Here is a 17,771-nt window from a genome sequence, read left to right as displayed (position 1 = left end):
AAATTATGAAATTTAAAAGCCTGATTGCTCTGACTGCTGTTCTGACTCTGACCGCATGCGGCGGTGTTGACCCCAATTCCCCTCAAGGGCAGCGCCAAGCCATCTTCAAGGAGATGCTTAAGGTCAGTGAAAATCTGGGGGGCATGCTGCGGGGCCGCATAGCCTTTGATGAAACGCGTTTCGCTGAAGGTGCGGTGCAGCTGGATAAGCTGAGTCATGAGCCTTGGAAGCACTTCCCGCAAGTGCGGGAAGAGGGTGGCGATACTCGGGCTAAGGATGACGTATGGCAGCGTCAGGAGCGTTTCCAAGAGCTGGCCCGTAACATGGAGGCCAGTACAGCAGAGCTGGTTGCCGCCACTCAGAACAAGCCTTTGCGGGAGCAGGCTCTGGTTGCTCCGGTTAAGCGGGTTGAGGATGCGTGCAAGGCTTGTCACGAAGAGTTTCGCGCTTACTGATGGCTAGTGATTGGGCGTGATTTTTAAAAACCAGCTATTTGGTTCGCGCGCAAATGCTCGCGCAGGTAGTTGGTTTGTTCGTGATTGAAAAAAGCATGGCGTTCGCGGGCCTGTTTTGAACTGGCTCCGGTTTCCTTTTGCCAGTCTGTTACGGAGCGTTTGGCCATCGTGTCCCAGTTTTCATTGAGCGGAAGGTGGACGGGAGCTCCAAGTGCTGTGAGCCACTGGTGAAACGACCTGCTTCGCGCTTGCTGAAAGGTGCCGTGAAGCCTGTTGGCGGCCTCAGGCGTGATGCCAGCAACCTTGCTGAGCTGTTCGGTGCTCAGCTCCATCCAGCTGAGCAGATGATCGAGTAGTCCCGCATGCAAAAGTATTTCCCAGGTGTGGCTGCTGACTCCAGGGAGAGCCAGGCCATTCTTGCTGCTGAGCCAATCTAGCCGGGCGTTAAACTGAGTGATGCAGGTGCGCGGGGTGGGATGCCAGCAACTGAGTGAATGAAAGCTCCTGGCATTAGGTACTTCGAGTTCCGCCCGCTGCTGGGTGTGCCAAAGCATGCCCTTGAACGTGGGGATGGTCAGTCCTGACAGTTGGATAATGATCTGGTCGCCAGGGCGGATGTCATGCGCTTGCCAGCGCTTCAATGAGCCAATGCTGACGAATTCGACGCGCCGGTCATCCAGTTTGACCGGCTCGACCCGCACGCGTGGAGTTATGCGCCCGCGTCGGCCTATGCGAAATTCAACCTCTTGAACGACTGCCAGTGCCTGTGTGCTTGGATATTTCCACGCCACGGCCCAGCTTGCAGGCTCAGCTTTCCAGCGCGCTGGAGCGGGGCGTTGGCTCTGGCGGATGACAATGCCGTCGCTGGCAAACGGCAAGGGGCTGTTGAACCACTGCTCTCGCCAGTACTGGATATCTTCCATGCTTTGAACCTGTACCGTGAGGCGTTTACTGTCGGGAAAGCCAAGCTCGGACAGTTGCTGTGAGCGCTGGGGCAGGCTCTCGGGGCCATCAGGCCATTCCCAGATAAATAGTCCGATCTGAGCAGCGTCGCTCTGGCGGATCTGCTTTCTGTTCAGGATGCCGGCAATTTTGCTGCGTGCCCCCTGGCCGCCGTGTGCATGTTGAATATGGTTGGGGCGCTGCCAATACAGCTCACCCTGAATGGTCAGGTCACGTTGTGTGTTGAGTTGATTGGGGATGGTTGGGATTGTTCGCGCATGTGCCGTCCAGTCCTGCCCGCTTAGGCCGTTGCCGCGGCTGATCATTTGCTGCAATTGGCCTGCTCGGTAAACCAGGGTGACCGCTATTCCGTCAACTTTGGGCTGAATCCACAGGTCGTTACGGTTGGCTATCCAGCGTTGGACGGCTTCTTCGTCAGGTAGCTTTCGCAGCCCTGTGTGGGGGAAGGGGTGAGGCTGTTTTCCTGCGCTGGTGCTCAGTGGGTTGTGCTCCACGAAAGCGCTATTTGGGAAGCACTTGCGCCAATGTTGCAGGTTGTTTTGGGCTTGGTCATAAAGCTCGTCGGCAACCGGAGAACGGCCGAGGCGGTGGTAGCTGTCATCCCATTCTGATAGTTGCCTGCTCAGTGAGCTGAGTTCGCTCGTAGCCCTGAGTTCAGACCAGTCCGGGCAGGCAGCCCAGAGCGTGTTGGGTACGAGAAGGAGTAACAGGGTCAATCTCATCAAAAAAAACGTCCGTGCTTGCGGGGTCGCTGTGCAGGCTAGTCGTTTCGAGGTGAGAGAACGATTTAGGCGGGAATAAAAAAGCCCCGCTTTGGGCGGGGCTTCTCAACTTGCGGCGGAATTACAGACCAGCGGCAGCGCGTAGGGCTTCTGCTTTGTCGGTTTTTTCCCAAGTGAACGTGGTGAAGGTGTCGTCGCCCACTGTCTTCTGCTCCGGTGTGCGACCGAAGTGACCGTAGGCAGCCGTTTCCTGATACATCGGGTGCAGCAGGTCGAGCATGCGGGTGATCGCGTAGGGGCGCAGGTCGAAGACTTCACGAACCAGCTTGATGATCACGTCTTCAGATACTTTGTTGGTGCCGAAGGTGTTGATCGAGATCGAGGTCGGCTGAGCCACGCCGATGGCGTAGGACACCTGGATTTCACAGCGCTCGGCCAGGCCAGCAGCGACAATGTTCTTGGCAACGTAACGGCCAGCGTAAGCGGCAGAGCGGTCAACCTTGGATGGGTCTTTGCCGGAGAACGCGCCGCCACCGTGACGGGCCATGCCGCCGTAGGAGTCCACGATGATCTTGCGGCCAGTCAGACCACAGTCACCCACCGGGCCGCCGATAACGAACTTGCCAGTCGGGTTGATGTGGAACTGGGTGTCTTTGTGCAGCAGCTCGGCAGGCAGGGTGTGCTTGACGATCAGCTCCATCACCGCTTCTTTCAGGTCGCTCTGGCTGATGTCCGGGTTGTGCTGGGTGGACAGAACAACCGCGTCGATGCCGACCACTTTACCGCCGTCGTAGCGGCAGGTGACCTGGGATTTTGCATCCGGGCGCAGCCATGGCAGCAGGCCGTTTTTGCGGGCTTCTGCCTGACGCTCAACCAAGCGGTGGCTGAACACGATCGGGGCAGGCATCAGCACGTCGGTTTCGTTGCTGGCGTAGCCGAACATCAGGCCTTGGTCACCGGCGCCTTGGTCTTCCGGCTTGGCGCGGTCAACGCCTTGGTTGATGTCAGGGGATTGCTTGCCGATGATGTTGATGATGCCGCAGGTGGCGCCGTCAAAGCCGACGTCACTGGAGGTGTAGCCGATGTCGCAGATCACGCGGCGGGCGATTTCTTCAAGGTCAACCCAGGCGCTGGTGGTCACTTCGCCGGAGACGATGGCGACGCCGGTTTTCACCATGGTTTCGCAGGCAACACGGGCGTGTTTGTCCTGAGCGATGATGGCGTCAAGCACGGCATCGGAGATTTGGTCGGCGATCTTGTCCGGATGGCCTTCGGATACGGACTCTGAGGTAAAAAGGGAGTATTCGCTCATCGCTGGGTTTCCTGTTGTGTTCCGCTGATGGATGCCCTTGGGCCAAGTGAAGTGAGTGGGTTGGCGAAGTGCCGAACCTGAATCTGAAATCCGTTGCGTAGCCCGATGTAAAGGCTTTCGCTTGGTGTAAGCCCGGCGGCTGTCGCCCAGCGCGCCAAGTCGTCTTGTTCAAAGCCTAGCCAAAGATCACCGCAGGCCTCGCGGGCCCAGCTCTGATTATGGCTGCACAATTCGGTAACCAGCAGGCTGCCGCCAGGCGTTACCCGTTGTGCCAATTGCCGCAGTGCTTCGGCGGGCGCTGCAAAGTGATGCAGCACCATGTTGAGTATTACGCAGTCTGCCGGGCTGTAGTCGTCGTGCAGGGCATCGGCCAGCAGCAGCTCGACATTCTCAAGGTTGTCTTGTGTGCAGCGCTGCTGGGCCAGTTCAAGCATGGCTGGACTGTTGTCGAGTGCTCGCACGTGCCTAAAGCGGCGAGCCAGCTCCGGGAGGAAACCGCCATCGCCGGGGCCAATTTCCAAAGCGCAGGCGTCTTGGCTGAAGTCGAGTGAATCGAGCAGGGCCAATACGCTGTCACGGTATTGTGGCAGGCCAGCGATCAGGTCCTGCTGGGCTTGGAAGGTTGCTGCGGTGCGAGCAAAAAACTCCTGACTGGCGGCCTCACGTTGTTTGTGTACGGCGTTAATACGTTGCTGCACGTCGTGGGGGAGTTCGAGTTGATCGACTTCGTCTAGCAGGGCAGCCTGCAGGCGGCTTCCGGGTTGCTCACCTTGGGTCAACGCCCGGCGGTAGAAGATCGCATTGCCTTCGCGGCGGGTCGCTACAAGCCCAGCCTGAGCCAGTACCTTAAGGTGGTGGCTGATGCCCGACTGGCCAGTGGCGAAAATCTGTGCCAGCTCAAGTACGCCAAAGGAGTCGTTAGCCAGCGCACGCAAAATGTTCAGGCGCAGTCCGTCACCGCTGGCCTTGCACAGGGCGGCCAGGGTGTCGACGGGGTCGAATATCAGTTCGGAAGCGCGCATGTTCATAGTGGCGCAGTCTAAGCGGTCGTTTTTTATACAGCAAGCGCTATATCAAAAAGTTTTGATATTGGTTTCTACCATCTCGATATAAGGCTGGAAGAGGCATCGCCACAGGCTTCACCGCATTTTTACGGCGTGGGCTATCGGTCTGTGATCTGCCTAGGTCGACTTTACTGGATCGCCTCAATTTGGCTGTTTTTAAGGCATATGACTATCTGTCATTGCTCCGTAGGCTCCGCTGGGCGAAAATAGTTTCTTTTTTTGACATATAGCTGTGTGAACATTCCGTTTAACAGCCCCGCAGGAGATTCAGTGATGCCCAGCCGTCGTGAGCGTGCCAATGCTATTCGTGCCCTGAGCATGGATGCCGTGCAGAAAGCCAACAGCGGCCACCCGGGTGCCCCGATGGGCATGGCGGATATTGCCGAAGTGTTGTGGCGTGACTTCCTCAAGCACAACCCGGCCAACCCGAACTTCGCTGACCGCGACCGCTTTGTGCTGTCCAACGGCCACGGTTCGATGCTGATTTATTCGCTGCTGCACCTCACAGGTTACGACCTGAGCATCGAAGATCTGAAGAACTTCCGTCAGCTGCACAGCAAGACCCCAGGTCACCCGGAATACGGCTATACCCCAGGCGTTGAGACCACTACTGGCCCGCTGGGTCAGGGGATCGCTAACGCAGTGGGTTTTGCTTTGGCTGAGAAGGTGCTGGCTGCGCAGTTCAACCGCGATGGCCATAAGATCGTTGACCACTTCACCTATGCCTTCTTGGGCGACGGTTGCATGATGGAAGGCATCAGCCACGAAGTCTGCTCCCTGGCTGGCACGCTGGGCCTGGGCAAGCTGGTGGCGTTCTATGATGACAACGGCATTTCCATCGACGGTGAAGTGCATGGCTGGTTCACTGATGACACCCCGGCACGTTTTGAAGCATACGGCTGGCAAGTCATCCGCAATGTTGATGGACATGACGCCGAAGAAATCAAAATGGCTATCGAGACCGCCCGTGCAACCCTCGATCGTCCAACGCTGATCTGCTGCAAAACCACCATTGGTTTTGGTTCGCCGAACAAGCAGGGTAAGGAAGAGTGCCACGGTGCTCCACTGGGTAATGACGAAATCGCCCTGACCCGCGCCACCCTGGGATGGAACCACGGGCCGTTTGAAATTCCGGCTGACATCTATGCTGAGTGGGATGCCAAGGCTGCGGGTTCTGCCGCTGAAGCTGATTGGAACAAACGCTTTGACGCTTATACCGCTGCTTTCCCTGAGCTGGCTGCTGAATACAAGCGCCGTATCAGTGGCGAGCTGCCGGCTGACTTCGCTGAGAAAGCCTCTGCTTATATTCAGGAAGTTGCTGCTAAAGGCGAAACCATCGCCAGCCGTAAAGCCAGCCAGAACACACTGAATGCCTTCGGCCCGCTGCTGCCTGAATTCCTTGGCGGCTCTGCCGACCTAGCCGGCTCCAACCTGACCCTGTGGAAAGGTTGCAAAGGTGTATCCGCAGACGATGCGTCCGGTAACTACATGTTCTACGGTGTGCGTGAGTTCGGCATGAGCGCGATCATGAACGGCGTGGCTCTGCACGGCGGCTTTGTGCCGTACGGCGCAACCTTCCTGATCTTCATGGAATACGCCCGTAACGCCGTGCGCATGTCCGCGTTGATGAAGCAGCGCGTGCTGTACGTGTTCACCCACGACTCCATCGGCCTGGGCGAAGATGGTCCGACTCACCAACCGATCGAGCAGCTAGCCAGCCTACGCGGCACGCCGAATCTCGACACATGGCGCCCATGTGACGCCGTTGAGTCGGCTGTGGCGTGGAAACACTCCATTGAGCGTAAAGATGGTCCAAGCGCGCTGATCTTCAGTCGCCAAAACTTGCCGCACCAGAGCCGTGACGCCCAGCAACTGGCCGACATCGCTCGCGGCGGTTATGTGCTGAAAGACTGCGAAGGCGAGCCGGAACTGATCCTGATCGCTACAGGCTCAGAAATTGGTCTGGCGGTTCAGGCTTACGAACAGCTCACTGAGCAGGGCCGTAAGGTTCGCGTCGTGTCGATGCCGTCCACTTCCGTCTTCGATCAGCAAGATGCAGCTTACAAACAAGCTGTTCTGCCGGTTCAGGTAGGTGCACGTATCGCCATCGAAGCCTCCCATGCCGACTACTGGTACAAGTATGTGGGCCTGGAAGGCCGCATCATCGGTATGACCACCTTTGGTGAGTCTGCTCCTGCTGCTGCGTTGTTCGAAGAGTTCGGCTTCACCGTCGGCAACGTCCTGGAAACCGCAGCGGAGCTGCTGGACGCCTGATGATCACCTGCTCGGCGGCCCGGATGTGGCCGCTCGGACAGGGCGCCTGACGAGAAAATTATGTCCCTACGCCCATTTCGCGTTGCCCTTAATGGTTACGGTCGCATTGGTCGCTGCGTATTACGCGCCCTGCACGAGCGAGGCGCAGGGGCGCGTCTTGAGATTGTGGCTCTCAATGATCTGGCCGATCAGGCTAGTATCGAATACCTGACTCGTTTTGATTCGACCCACGGCCGGTTTCCTGGCCAAGTGAGTGTCGATGGTGACTGCCTGCATATCAATGGCGGTTGCGTGAAGGTGTTGCGTGAAGCCACGCCGGAAGCCATTGACTGGCAGGCGCTGGAAATTGATCTGCTGCTTGAGTGCTCAGGACAGTACACCAACCGTGCTCAGGCGGAGCGCTTTCTGCGTGCGGGAGCGCCTAAAGTGTTGCTTTCACAGCCGATGGCCAGTGAGGCGGATGTTGATGCCACAATCGTCTATGGCGTTAACCAGTCCTTGCTGTCTGGTGAAGAGCGGCTGGTGTCCAATGCTTCTTGCACCACCAATTGCAGTGTGCCGCTGCTGAAGTTGCTGAATGAAACCGTTGGGATCGACTATGTGACGATCACCACGATTCACTCGGCGATGAATGACCAGCCGGTGATTGATGCCTATCACCACGAAGACTTGCGCCGGACTCGCTCGGCATTCCAGTCGGTTATTCCGGTTTCAACCGGCTTGGCTCGTGGGATTGAGCGCTTGCTGCCAGAGCTAAATGGCCGCGTGCAGGCTAAAGCGATTCGTGTGCCGACGGTTAATGTGTCTTGTCTGGATATCACCTTGCAGACACGCCGTGACACCACTGCCGAAGAGATCAATCGTATTTTGCGTACGGCAGCTGAAGCCGGTCCTCTTAAGGGCTTGCTGGCCTACACCGAGCTGCCTCACGCCAGCTGTGACTTCAATCATGACCCGCATTCGGCCATTGTCGACGGCAGCCAGACCCTGGTATCAGGCCCGCGCCTGGTCAACCTGCTGGCCTGGTTCGACAACGAATGGGGTTTTGCCAACCGCATGCTTGATGTCGCTGAGCATTTTCTTGCTGTATCCACCCAATCCAGTACAACCAGCCCCGTGAAGGACTGATTACATGACCGTTCTGAAGATGACCGACCTCGACCTCGCCGGTAAGCGCGTGCTGATCCGCGAAGACCTCAACGTGCCGGTAAAAGACGGCGTGGTGAAGAGCGACGCGCGCATCCTCGCCTCTCTGCCGACCATTAAACTGGCCCTGGAAAAAGGTGCAGCAGTTCTGGTCTGTTCCCACCTGGGGCGCCCGGAAGAAGGCATCTACAGCGAAGCTGACAGCCTTAAGCCAGTTGCCGACTACCTGAGTAAGGCGCTGGGCCGCGAAGTGCCGTTGGTCAAGGACTACCTGGATGGCGTTGAGGTTAAGGCCGGTGAGCTGGTGCTGCTGGAAAACGTCCGCTTCAACAAGGGCGAGAAAAAGAACACCGACGAGTTGGCGCAACAATACGCCGCGCTGTGTGACGTGTTTGTGATGGACGCTTTTGGTACCGCTCACCGCGCCCAAGGCTCGACCCACGGCGTGGCCAAGTTCGCTCAGGTTGCCTGTGCCGGTCCGCTGCTGGCCGCAGAGCTGGAGGCGCTGGGCAAGGCGCTGGACAAGCCGGCGCGCCCGACCCTGGCCATCGTCGCGGGTTCCAAGGTTTCCACCAAGCTGGACGTATTGAACTCACTGGCTGAGATCTGTGATCAACTGATCGTGGGTGGCGGTATTGCCAATACCTTCCTAGCGGCTGCTGGCTATCCGGTTGGCAAGTCGCTGTACGAGGCAGATTTGGTCGACACCGCTAAAGCCATCGCCGCCAAGGTCAGCGTGCCGCTGCCAGTGGATGTGGTTGTGGCCAAGGCCTTTGCCGAAGACGCAGAAGCTACCGTTAAGTCGGTGCGTGATGTGGCTGAAGACGACATGATCTTGGATATCGGCCCGCAGACTGCCGCTCAGTTTGCTGAGATGCTTAAGGCATCCCAGACTATTCTGTGGAATGGTCCGGTGGGTGTATTTGAGTTTGATCAGTTTGGTAACGGCACCAAGGCCCTGGCACTGGCTATCGCGGAAAGCTCTGCATTCTCCATTGCTGGCGGTGGCGACACGTTGGCGGCTATCGACAAGTACGGTGTAGCCGAGCAAATCAGTTATATCTCCACCGGTGGTGGTGCATTCCTTGAGTTTGTTGAGGGCAAGGTACTGCCTGCGGTTGAAGTGCTGGAGCAATGCGCTCAGGCCTGAACCAAAAAAGCAGGGTGAGGTCTTGATGAGGACTATCGTGTTGCTGTTGCCATTGAGCCTGCTAGCGGCCTGCTCTAATCAGCCTGAAGCGGTAGCAACAGATGGATGGACACGATGGGTGTGTGAAACTCAGGTAGAGGTGCTTTGGCGCTATACCAACAGTCAGCACGAGGCGATTGATATGCGTTTGGGGGGCGATGACATTGTGCATCGCCTGCGCCGGCAGACCTCGGCCTCCGGAGCGCTGTACAGCGATCCGCTGATTGCGTTTCACAGCAAGGGAGATGAGGCGGTGATCTATCGCCCCACGAATAAGCAGGTAATCGGGCGTTTTTGTAAGGCGCCCTGACACCTGCTGTTATGAATTGACAGGATAAGCGGATGACTTGTCCTGCCTAAGACTTGAATAGCACCTGCCGCTGCGGCAGGCTTGCACGATCAATAAGGCCCTTCCGGGAGAAAGAACACCATGGCTCTTATCAGCATGCGCCAGATGCTCGACCACGCCGCCGAATTCGGCTACGGCGTGCCGGCTTTTAACGTCAACAACCTCGAGCAAATGCGCGCCATCATGGAGGCCGCCGACAAGACCGATTCTCCGGTCATCGTCCAGGCTTCTGCTGGTGCCCGCAAATACGCTGGAGCCCCGTTCCTGCGCCACCTGATTCTGGCGGCGATTGAAGAGTTTCCGCATATCCCTGTGTGCATGCACCAGGACCACGGCACCAGCCCGGACGTGTGCCAGCGCTCCATCCAGCTGGGCTTCAGCTCAGTGATGATGGACGGCTCCCTGCGTGAAGACGGCAAAACGCCGGCTGACTACGACTACAACGTGCGTGTGACTCAGCAGACCGTTGCCTTCGCCCACGCCTGTGGTGTTTCCGTTGAAGGTGAGCTGGGTTGCCTGGGAAGCCTTGAAACCGGCCAGGCCGGTGAAGAGGACGGCATCGGTGCTGAAGGTACTCTGGACCACAGCCAAATGCTGACTGACCCGGAAGAAGCGGCTGACTTCGTTAAGAAGACCCAGGTGGACGCTCTGGCCATCGCCATTGGTACCAGCCACGGTGCTTATAAGTTCACCAAACCGCCAACCGGTGACATTCTGGCGATTGATCGCATCAAGGAAATCCACAAGCGTATTCCGAACACTCACTTGGTGATGCACGGCTCCTCCAGCGTTCCGCAAGAGTGGCTGGCGATCATCAACGAGTTCGGTGGCGATATCAAAGAAACTTACGGCGTTCCTGTTGAGGAAATTGTCGAAGGGATCAAGTACGGCGTTCGTAAGGTCAACATCGACACCGACCTGCGTCTGGCTTCCACTGGTGCAATGCGCCGTTATATGGCTCAGCACCCGAGCGAGTTCGATCCGCGCAAATTCTTCGGTGAAACCATCAAAGCGATGCGCGATGTCTGTATCGCTCGCTACGAAGCCTTCGGTACTGCGGGTAATGCCTCGAAGATCAAACCGATCTCCCTGGAAGGCATGTTCCAGCGTTATGCCAAAGGTGAGTTGGCCGCTAAGGTCAACTAATCCAGCCGCAACAAAAAGCCCGCGAAAGCGGGCTTTTTTGTGTGTCGGGCACGCGTAGCTTAACGTTTGTCAGGCGAGGTTCAGGCCAGGCGCAGGTGGGGGCGGTGGGCGCTGCGTAAATCAATTTCGGAGCGATTACGGCCCTTTTCCTTCGCATGGTAGAGCGCCTTATCGGCGCGGATGTAGAGCTCTGCGGCGGACTCGCCCGGCAAGCTGATGGCTGCGCCAATGCTGAGGGTAAGGAAGGGGCTGACAGGGTTGTCGGCATGCACTATTGCTTGGCTTTTAAGGCGGGCATGAATTTTATCAAGTAGCTTCTGAAGGGAGGCTTCGTCGCTGTCGTAATGCAGCAATGCGAACTCTTCCCCGCCCAGACGTGCGCACAGATCCATGGTGCGCTTACTTTCCTGTTGAAGAATATCGGCAACCTGAACCAGCGCCTTGTCCCCGGTTGGGTGGCCATAATGATCGTTGTAGCGTTTGAAGTGATCTATGTCGAAAAGAATCAGCGCCGTTCGGATGCCCTCACGCTGACCAAGTCCGAGGCAGCGGTTGATCTGCTCATTGAACAGGCGTCGGTTTGCCAAGTTAGTCAGGGGGTCATGTTCGGCTTGCCAACGCATGACGTTCTGTAAAAGAAAGGCTTTACGTTGAGCATGATCACGTAGGTAGCCGCCCAGAGCACTGATAAAGATCGCCAGTGGCATCATGTGCACCATGTTCATGTACTCCACCCGCTGCGGCCCTTGTAGCAGGGCATCACCAATGACCCACGAGCCTGCATAGAGAGTCAGGGCGGTCATCAGGCTTTGCATCCAGGTCAGTCCCCAGGGCAAGAACGCCGCGACAATAATCAGCAGGTGGGCACTATCCAGTTGTGTTATGCCTTCACGCTTGGATAAGCAGATAATCGTTGCGCCAGCTAACCCATTGAGTAGCTGCAGCCCGGTGATCGGCCCAGGACGGTAGGGGCATAACCGGGGGATGAACATCATCATTAAGGTGAACAGCATAATCGCAATACAAGCTGCGCGCAGGGTCAGGATTTCCTGTGCGTGATTGCTGAGATTAAATGGTGCCTCGAGGAGGTTTAGGCGAACCAGATCCATTCCTGTCATGCCAAACCACAGGAGCAGGAAGATGGAGATCAACAGTTTGTGCTGGGTGACCAGGCTATCAAGCAGTTGATGGCGGTACTGATCTTCTAACGGACGGTCAAATTTGAGGCGGCTGAAGCCCTTGGCTAGTTGTTGTGAGTAGGGGCACTCTGGATGGCTGTTGCTGTACTGGGTGCGACCCTGCAGCATAGGCTGATTTCCAGTATTTGACTGTACGGTTAGGATGTCCCGATTATAACAAAGTGCCACCACTTAGCGTCATCACTGAAATCAGTGAGTTTGCAGTTTTAATTAGATCAGGGCGTGCCGGATATAGTTTGGCAGGCCACTGTGTATGAACAGGCAATGGTGTGAAATATCTACAAGGTTATCCAGCAAGTTTGCAGCAACAGGTCATTAAGCTGATTGAGCAGGATCGATTGGGTGAATACTTGCTTCAGCGCTACGGCAATACCCATCAGATTAAAAGCGATAAGGCGCTGTATACCTATGTCAGCGATCTGAAACAGGAGTATCTACGCAGTGCGCCTGCCATCGACAAAGTCCTATACGACAACCGCCTCGATCTGACTCACCGTGCCCTCGGTTTACATACGGCGGTTTCGCGTGTTCAGGGGGGCAAGCTCAAGGCGAAGAAAGAAATACGGGTAGCGTCTCTGTTCAAAGACGCTGCACCGGAGTTCTTACAGATGATCGTGGTGCACGAGTTGGCGCACTTGAAGGAATCTGATCATAACAAGGCGTTTTATAAGCTTTGCGAGCATATGCTGCCGGGATATCACCAGTTGGAGTTCGATTTACGCGTCTACCTGACCTGGCGAGAGCTGCCGGGAATCAATGGCAAAACGCTCGCTGATATTGCCGTTTCTTCCTGATCCCCAGGTGAAACGGCAACGGTCATCAGGCCCGCAGGCGAAGGTTTAGTTTATCGACTGCTTGTGCCCAGACTCCGTCTTCGAGGATTTTCTCTTTAAGAAATGCTGCTTGCGATTCGTCCCAGAATGGAGCGTCTGCTAGGCGGCAATCGTTCGGCAGGGGGGAGTGGCTACTTAAAAACTGATCAATGCTGGCCTGATCAGAAGGTAATCCCAGTTGTTGAAAGAGGCTTTCCAGCGTGGGTATGTGATCCGTCATGTTGCTCTCCTGATGGTGTTGGAAACTATCTTTCAGTAGACAGAAAGGACCTCGTAGCGGGTTGAAACATTCAACTTGAGGTCCACTTCGTCCCCTGGTGCTTTACCCAATAACGCGTGACCTAATGGAGCCAGTGGGCCGATGACCTGCACGCTTGCGCCCTCGTGACGTAAAGACATAGATGCGCCGTTTGGCCCAATAAAAAGCCAGCGACGCTGATCTTGAGTATCGACCAGCTCCACTAAGTTGCCAAGTTGAATGCCCTGCTGCTCCGAGAACGGCCTAAGCACAAGCTGTTTCCACTGCATCAGCGCTTTACGGATTTCCTCATAGCGGCGCGCCTGCCCACTGGCGAGGTAGGCTGCCTCCAGTCCGAGTGTGTCGTATTTGTTTTCCGCAACGTTTTCTTCATGGGTTGCCGTTTCATGGGCACTGAGGGCAGCCTTGTGGGCCTGCTCCAGGTCGTCCTGAAGCTGCATAATTACGCTACTGAGTAGTTGGCTTTTGTTCATCACGTCTGTGCGCAGGCCTTAGTTGGCCGCTCCGGTTTCCCGTTTGTCTTTAAGCAGGTGCCCTGCAAGGGTACGCAATGGGCCCAGCTGACGGCAAATCAGAGCCAGTTGGGTTTGTAGCAGGCGTTGAGTGTCGTCTGCATCATCGCTGATCAGCGCCAGCTCATTGGCCAGTTTTTGCTCCGCCTCGCTGTGGACCTCAATGGGTCTGTCTTCATGCAAGCAGGTCGCTATCTCGTCCAGGCTATCTGCCATATTGCTTGCGCTGGCCAGAAGCTGTTGATGGCTTTCGTTCAGGTCAGTTTCCCCGCGATGGGCGCCCAGTGCAGACAAGTAGCTGAGTAGGGTGTGGGACACCAGCAGAAAACGAAAGCCCAGATCGGCATCCTTACGGAAGTGACCGGGCTCCTTGAGCATGTTGCCCAGGGTTGTGGACAGGGTGGCATCCGCATTGTGGGCATTACGCCGGGCAACGCGGTAGATCAGGTCGTCGCGCTTGCCGTGGGTGTATTGCTCGATGATCTGGTTGAGGTAGCGGCTGTTGCAGCTCAGGGTATTGGCCAGCAGCTGATTCAAACGCCGTCCCTGCCAGTCAGGGAGAATGACTATGACGGCCAGTGCCGCAATTAGGCTACCCAACAATGTGTCGAGCAGGCGCGGAACAAAGACGTCATAGCCTTCGCCGATCTGGTTGAAACAGAACAGCACCAGCAAGGTGATTGAGGCGGTGGCCAGGGTATAGCGGCTGCCACGCAGGGTGAAAAAACCTACGCCGGCCAGTACCGCAAAGGCAGCCTGCATCAGCATGTTTGGCATCAGGTTAAACATCATCCAGCCCAGGATCAGCCCCAGAACAGTGCCGCCGACACGCTGGAACAGCTTGAGACGGGTTGCGCCGTAGTTGGGCTGGCAGACAAACAGGGTGGTCAGAAGAATCCAGTAGCCCTGACTTTGGTCGATAAACTTGACCAAACCGTAGCCAACGGCCAGGGCAATCGACAGACGCAGGGCGTGACGAAATACCAGGGAGGTGGGTGTCAGCTGTGAACGCAGTTGTCTGATCACTTCCCGGAGCGTCTGGGGCTCACGGTCGTACAGGCTGCTGTCCTGCTCCTCGGCCAGGGCGTCCGGGTTACTGGCGTTGTTCAGCAACAGGTTGACCTTGTGCATGTTCGTAGCCAGTGCGCTGAGTGAACGCAATAACTGGCGCCAGGCCGGGTTGTTCTGGCTGCGCAGGTGATCGCAGGCGTCATGCAGGTCGCCGAGCGCCTGGTGGCTCGATTCCTGATGGACAAACGGTTCATGGGTTTCGATGGCCCGCGCCAGACGCTGGCAGTCATCACCATGCAGTTGGAGTAAGCGCTGACACCTGAATAGCACATCACTGTGATAAAACGCCTCGGCCATCTCGTTGTAAGGGTAGTGGGACGAGCTGGCGCGTTCGTGGATGTCCTGTGCGAGAAAGTACAGCTTGAGATAACGGCTGACCGCCGGGGTGGCGCGAGAGTTGCCGACGCGGTGCAGGATGACATCCTTGGCGTTGTTCAGCGCAGCAACCACGCGCCCGTTCTGGTGGGCCAGGGCCAGGCGGCGTTCTTCGATATTGATATTGCGCAGGGGCTCGAAAAGCGCCGCCTTGAGTTTGAGGAAGCGCCCCAGCTCACGAAACAGGCGGGCCAGGCTCTGTTGTACAGGCTGATTGCTGAACAGCCAGTTCCACAGGATGGAGAGCAGCCCGTACCAAGCAGCACCGGCGACCAGAATCAGTGGCTGGTGCCAGATGTCCGCATTGTCGCCCTGGGACTCCATCACCAGCATGCTGTACACCGACAGAATCAGGGTCCCCCAGCCCATACTTGCGTAGCGCTCGCCGAGTGAGCCGAGCATGGTCAGGGCGAAGGAGGAAGCAGCCAGGGAGATGACGAACAGCCAGGGGTACGGAAACAGTAACTCCACGGCGTAAGTGGCTAGGGTGAAACAGGTCAGTGTGACCAAAACTGCCAGCAATCGACCCTTCCAGCTGTCACCGCTTTCAGCCAGGGCACAGGCGATAACGCCTAGAAAGAGCGGGATAAGGACGTTCATCCAGTTTTGGGTAATGCACAGCAGCATGATGCTGCCTAATGCAGTGAAAACTCTGAAGCTGTAGCTGAACTTGTCGCTGGCCCAGAGACGTTGCAAGGACTGGCTGAGGGGATTGGACGGCATGGCCCGGTACTGCAGGGAATGGGAACATTAGCCTAATCGAGATTAGCTGGGCTGGGCAGTCACAACTGGCGGTTTATTATTTATTTCTCAGCTGTTTTTATAGCAACGCCGTGCAAACTGTGCGTTAAACGAACTGCGCAGCTGCATAGGCGGAAGCCCAGGCCCACTGGAAGTTAAAGCCGCCCAGGTGGCCAGTGACATCCAGTACCTCGCCGATGAAATACAGGCCAGGCGACTTCAGCGACTCCATCGTCTTGGAGGACACTTCGCGGGTATCGACGCCGCCAAGTGTCACTTCTGCTGTGCGATAACCTTCAGTTCCGGCAGGGACTAGCTGCCAGTCTTCAAGTTGGCTGGCGATAGCTTTCAGCTCACCTGGTGTGTATTGCTTCATTGGCTTGGAGGTGAACCAGCTGTCAGCCAGCAGATTCGCCATCTTTTTGGTGAACAGTTCGGCCAGCAGGGTTTTCAGTTCGCTGTTGGGTCGTTCACGTTGCTGCTCAGCCAGCCACTCGGGCAGGTCGATATGGGGCAGCAGGTTGATGCTGATGCTGTCGCCGGGCTGCCAAAATGACGAAATCTGCAAAATCGCCGGCCCAGATAAGCCGCGGTGGGTGAACAGGATATTTTCACGGAAGCTCTGGCCGTTGCAGCTGACAAGGCAGTCTTCAACACTGGTGCCGGATAACTCTGTACAGAGGTTTTTCAGCTGCGGGTCGGTGATAGTGAAGGGCACCAAACCTGCGCGGGTGGGCAGTATGTTATGGCCGAATTGCTTGGCGATTTGAAAACCGAAGCCAGTGGCGCCCAGTGTCGGAATCGACAGCCCTCCGGTGGCAATCACCAGTGACTCGCACTGAATGGGGCCTGCACTGCTGTGCAGCAGGTAGCAGTGCTCCTGTTTTTCAATCGCCTTGATGCTGGTGTCCATGCGCAGCACTGCACCTGCTTGGGCGCACTCATCCAACAGCATGTTGAGAATGTCGCTGGCTTTGTTATCGCAGAACAACTGACCCAGTTTTTTTTCGTGATAAGGGATTCCGTGCTTACCCACCAGGGCAATGAAGTCCCACTGGGTATAGCGGGCCAGCGCTGACTTGCAAAAGTGAGGGTTCTCCGAAAGAAAGTTGCTCGGCTCGCAGTACATATTGGTGAAGTTGCAGCGACCGCCGCCGGACATGAGGATTTTTTTGCCCGGTTTATTGGCGTGATCCAGCACCAGAACCTCGCGCCCGCGGGCAGCAGCGGTCAGTGCGCACATAAGGCCTGCGGCGCCGGCTCCGATAATCACGACCTGGGTGTTGTGCACAGCTGCATCCTCAAATACGCGCGGCAGGGCTGCGCAAAAGTCGTGCATTTTAACTGATGACATGGCGGGTGTGCGCCAAGATCCTGTTCGGCTAATCTTAGTGTCCAGTTACATCGACTGTAGGCGGCAACAATGGTCTTGCTACGTGCCGGATTGCTCTGTTTATTGCTTCTGCAGGTAATGCCTGCGAAGGCAGAGCAACAGCTGCATTTAGTGGCTAATACCTGGCCGCCGTTTAATGATATTTCACTCCCTTATAACGGTGTGGCAACGGATATTGTTGTGTCAGCTTTGGCTCGAGCGGGCTACGCAACACGTTACTCCGAGGTGCCTTGGGCACGCGCTATTCAGGGCGTAGAACGGGGAATTTACGATGTGTTGATTAATGCGTGGTACTCGCAGCCACGCACCGCTTTTGGCGACTTTTCCAAGCCTTATATGGTCAACCGCGTGCAATTCGTAAAACGGCGTGACGCGGCTATTAATTATCAGCGTTTGTCAGACCTGTATCCCTATAGGATTGCCACTATTCGAGGCTATACATACACACCGGCCTTTGATAACGACCCCCAGATTAATCGGGTAGAGGTGGTCAGTTTTGCTATTGCCGCACGAATGCTACATGCAGGACGGGTCGAGTTGGCCGTGGAGGATGAGATCGTTGTGCGCTACCACCTCAATCGCAGCCTTGCGGATATCAAAGAAGATTTACAGTTCTTATCTCGTCCTTTAAGCGAGAACGGCCTGCACATTCTGGTCAGCCTCAAACACCCCCAGCATCGCCAAATTGCCCAGCAGTTTGATGAGGCAATAGCCGCCATGAAACGTGATGGCAGTTACGAGCGCATCCTTAAACGCCATGGCTTGTGA

At 56.5% G+C, this 17,771-nt stretch carries 16 protein-coding genes; 8 read left to right on the top strand and 8 right to left on the bottom strand.

The window, feature by feature from the left end; translation table 11 throughout:
- Positions 1-5 precede the first annotated feature (5 nt).
- Positions 6-455 (top strand): cytochrome c, encoded by a 450-nt coding sequence (locus WG219_18850; GenBank protein ID WXL25337.1) that lies wholly within the window; start codon positions 6-8, stop codon positions 453-455.
- Between the two features lie 23 nt (positions 456-478).
- Here WG219_18850 and ligB read toward each other — a convergent pair whose 3' ends face one another.
- The 3 genes from ligB to WG219_18835 all read right to left on the bottom strand — a co-directional run bounded on the left by ligB (position 479) and on the right by WG219_18835 (position 4,480).
- Positions 479-2,140 carry an NAD-dependent DNA ligase LigB gene (gene ligB / locus WG219_18845; protein ID WXL25336.1) on the bottom strand — a complete coding sequence of 554 codons (1,662 nt, stop codon included), beginning with the start codon at positions 2,138-2,140 and terminating at the stop codon, positions 479-481.
- 121 nt (positions 2,141-2,261) lie between these two features.
- Entirely contained in the window at positions 2,262-3,452 is a 1,191-nt protein-coding gene (gene metK, locus WG219_18840; GenBank protein WXL25335.1) for a methionine adenosyltransferase, read from the bottom strand.
- Entirely contained in the window at positions 3,449-4,480 is a 1,032-nt protein-coding gene (locus tag WG219_18835; GenBank protein ID WXL25334.1) for a metalloregulator ArsR/SmtB family transcription factor, read from the bottom strand. The genes metK and WG219_18835 overlap by 4 nt, the downstream gene beginning before the upstream one ends.
- A gap of 309 nt (positions 4,481-4,789) precedes the next feature.
- Here WG219_18835 and tkt point away from each other — a divergent pair, with 309 nt between their 5' ends.
- The 5 genes from tkt to fba all read left to right on the top strand — a co-directional run bounded on the left by tkt (position 4,790) and on the right by fba (position 10,620).
- The gene (gene tkt, locus WG219_18830; GenBank protein ID WXL25333.1) at positions 4,790-6,790 is read left to right on the top strand and encodes a transketolase; all 2,001 of its coding nucleotides are present in this window, start codon (positions 4,790-4,792) and stop codon (positions 6,788-6,790) included.
- Positions 6,791-6,850: 60 nt separating this feature from the next.
- Positions 6,851-7,918: an erythrose-4-phosphate dehydrogenase gene (epd, locus tag WG219_18825; protein ID WXL25332.1), complete on the top strand. Its 1,068-nt coding sequence runs from the start codon at positions 6,851-6,853 to the stop codon at positions 7,916-7,918.
- Positions 7,919-7,922: 4 nt separating this feature from the next.
- Complete coding sequence (locus WG219_18820) at positions 7,923-9,086, top strand: phosphoglycerate kinase (GenBank protein WXL25331.1); 1,164 nt, start codon at positions 7,923-7,925, stop codon at positions 9,084-9,086.
- A gap of 25 nt (positions 9,087-9,111) precedes the next feature.
- The gene (locus tag WG219_18815) at positions 9,112-9,435 is read left to right on the top strand and encodes an MliC family protein (GenBank protein ID WXL25330.1); all 324 of its coding nucleotides are present in this window, start codon (positions 9,112-9,114) and stop codon (positions 9,433-9,435) included.
- Between the two features lie 120 nt (positions 9,436-9,555).
- Entirely contained in the window at positions 9,556-10,620 is a 1,065-nt protein-coding gene (gene fba / locus WG219_18810) for a class II fructose-bisphosphate aldolase (GenBank protein ID WXL25329.1), read from the top strand.
- Positions 10,621-10,700: 80 nt separating this feature from the next.
- Here fba and WG219_18805 read toward each other — a convergent pair whose 3' ends face one another.
- Positions 10,701-11,927: a GGDEF domain-containing protein gene (locus tag WG219_18805; protein WXL25328.1), complete on the bottom strand. Its 1,227-nt coding sequence runs from the start codon at positions 11,925-11,927 to the stop codon at positions 10,701-10,703.
- Between the two features lie 161 nt (positions 11,928-12,088).
- Between WG219_18805 and WG219_18800 the strand changes: the two genes are divergently transcribed.
- Positions 12,089-12,613, top strand: coding sequence for a M48 family metallopeptidase (locus WG219_18800; protein WXL25327.1), 525 nt, complete (start codon positions 12,089-12,091; stop codon positions 12,611-12,613).
- A gap of 25 nt (positions 12,614-12,638) precedes the next feature.
- Here WG219_18800 and WG219_18795 read toward each other — a convergent pair whose 3' ends face one another.
- The 4 genes from WG219_18795 to WG219_18780 all read right to left on the bottom strand — a co-directional run bounded on the left by WG219_18795 (position 12,639) and on the right by WG219_18780 (position 16,901).
- A complete protein-coding gene (locus WG219_18795) occupies positions 12,639-12,872 on the bottom strand; it encodes a DUF2789 family protein (GenBank protein ID WXL25326.1) in 234 nt (77 codons plus the stop codon).
- A 32-nt stretch (positions 12,873-12,904) separates the two neighbouring features.
- Positions 12,905-13,384, bottom strand: coding sequence for a GreA/GreB family elongation factor (locus WG219_18790; GenBank protein WXL25325.1), 480 nt, complete (start codon positions 13,382-13,384; stop codon positions 12,905-12,907).
- Positions 13,385-13,402: 18 nt separating this feature from the next.
- Positions 13,403-15,592, bottom strand: a complete 2,190-nt coding sequence (yccS, locus tag WG219_18785) for a YccS family putative transporter (protein ID WXL25324.1) — start codon at positions 15,590-15,592, stop codon at positions 13,403-13,405.
- A 124-nt stretch (positions 15,593-15,716) separates the two neighbouring features.
- The gene (locus tag WG219_18780; protein ID WXL28043.1) at positions 15,717-16,901 is read right to left on the bottom strand and encodes an NAD(P)/FAD-dependent oxidoreductase; all 1,185 of its coding nucleotides are present in this window, start codon (positions 16,899-16,901) and stop codon (positions 15,717-15,719) included.
- A 132-nt stretch (positions 16,902-17,033) separates the two neighbouring features.
- On the opposite strand from WG219_18780, the gene WG219_18775 reads away from it, so the two are divergent.
- A complete protein-coding gene (locus WG219_18775; protein ID WXL25323.1) occupies positions 17,034-17,771 on the top strand; it encodes a transporter substrate-binding domain-containing protein in 738 nt (245 codons plus the stop codon).

This window comes from Pseudomonas mendocina, from assembly GCA_037482215.1.
GTDB lineage: Bacteria > Pseudomonadota > Gammaproteobacteria > Pseudomonadales > Pseudomonadaceae > Aquipseudomonas > Aquipseudomonas mendocina_E.
The sequence above is the reverse complement of the archived record's forward strand: the minus strand, read 5'-3'. Positions and strand labels throughout refer to the sequence as shown.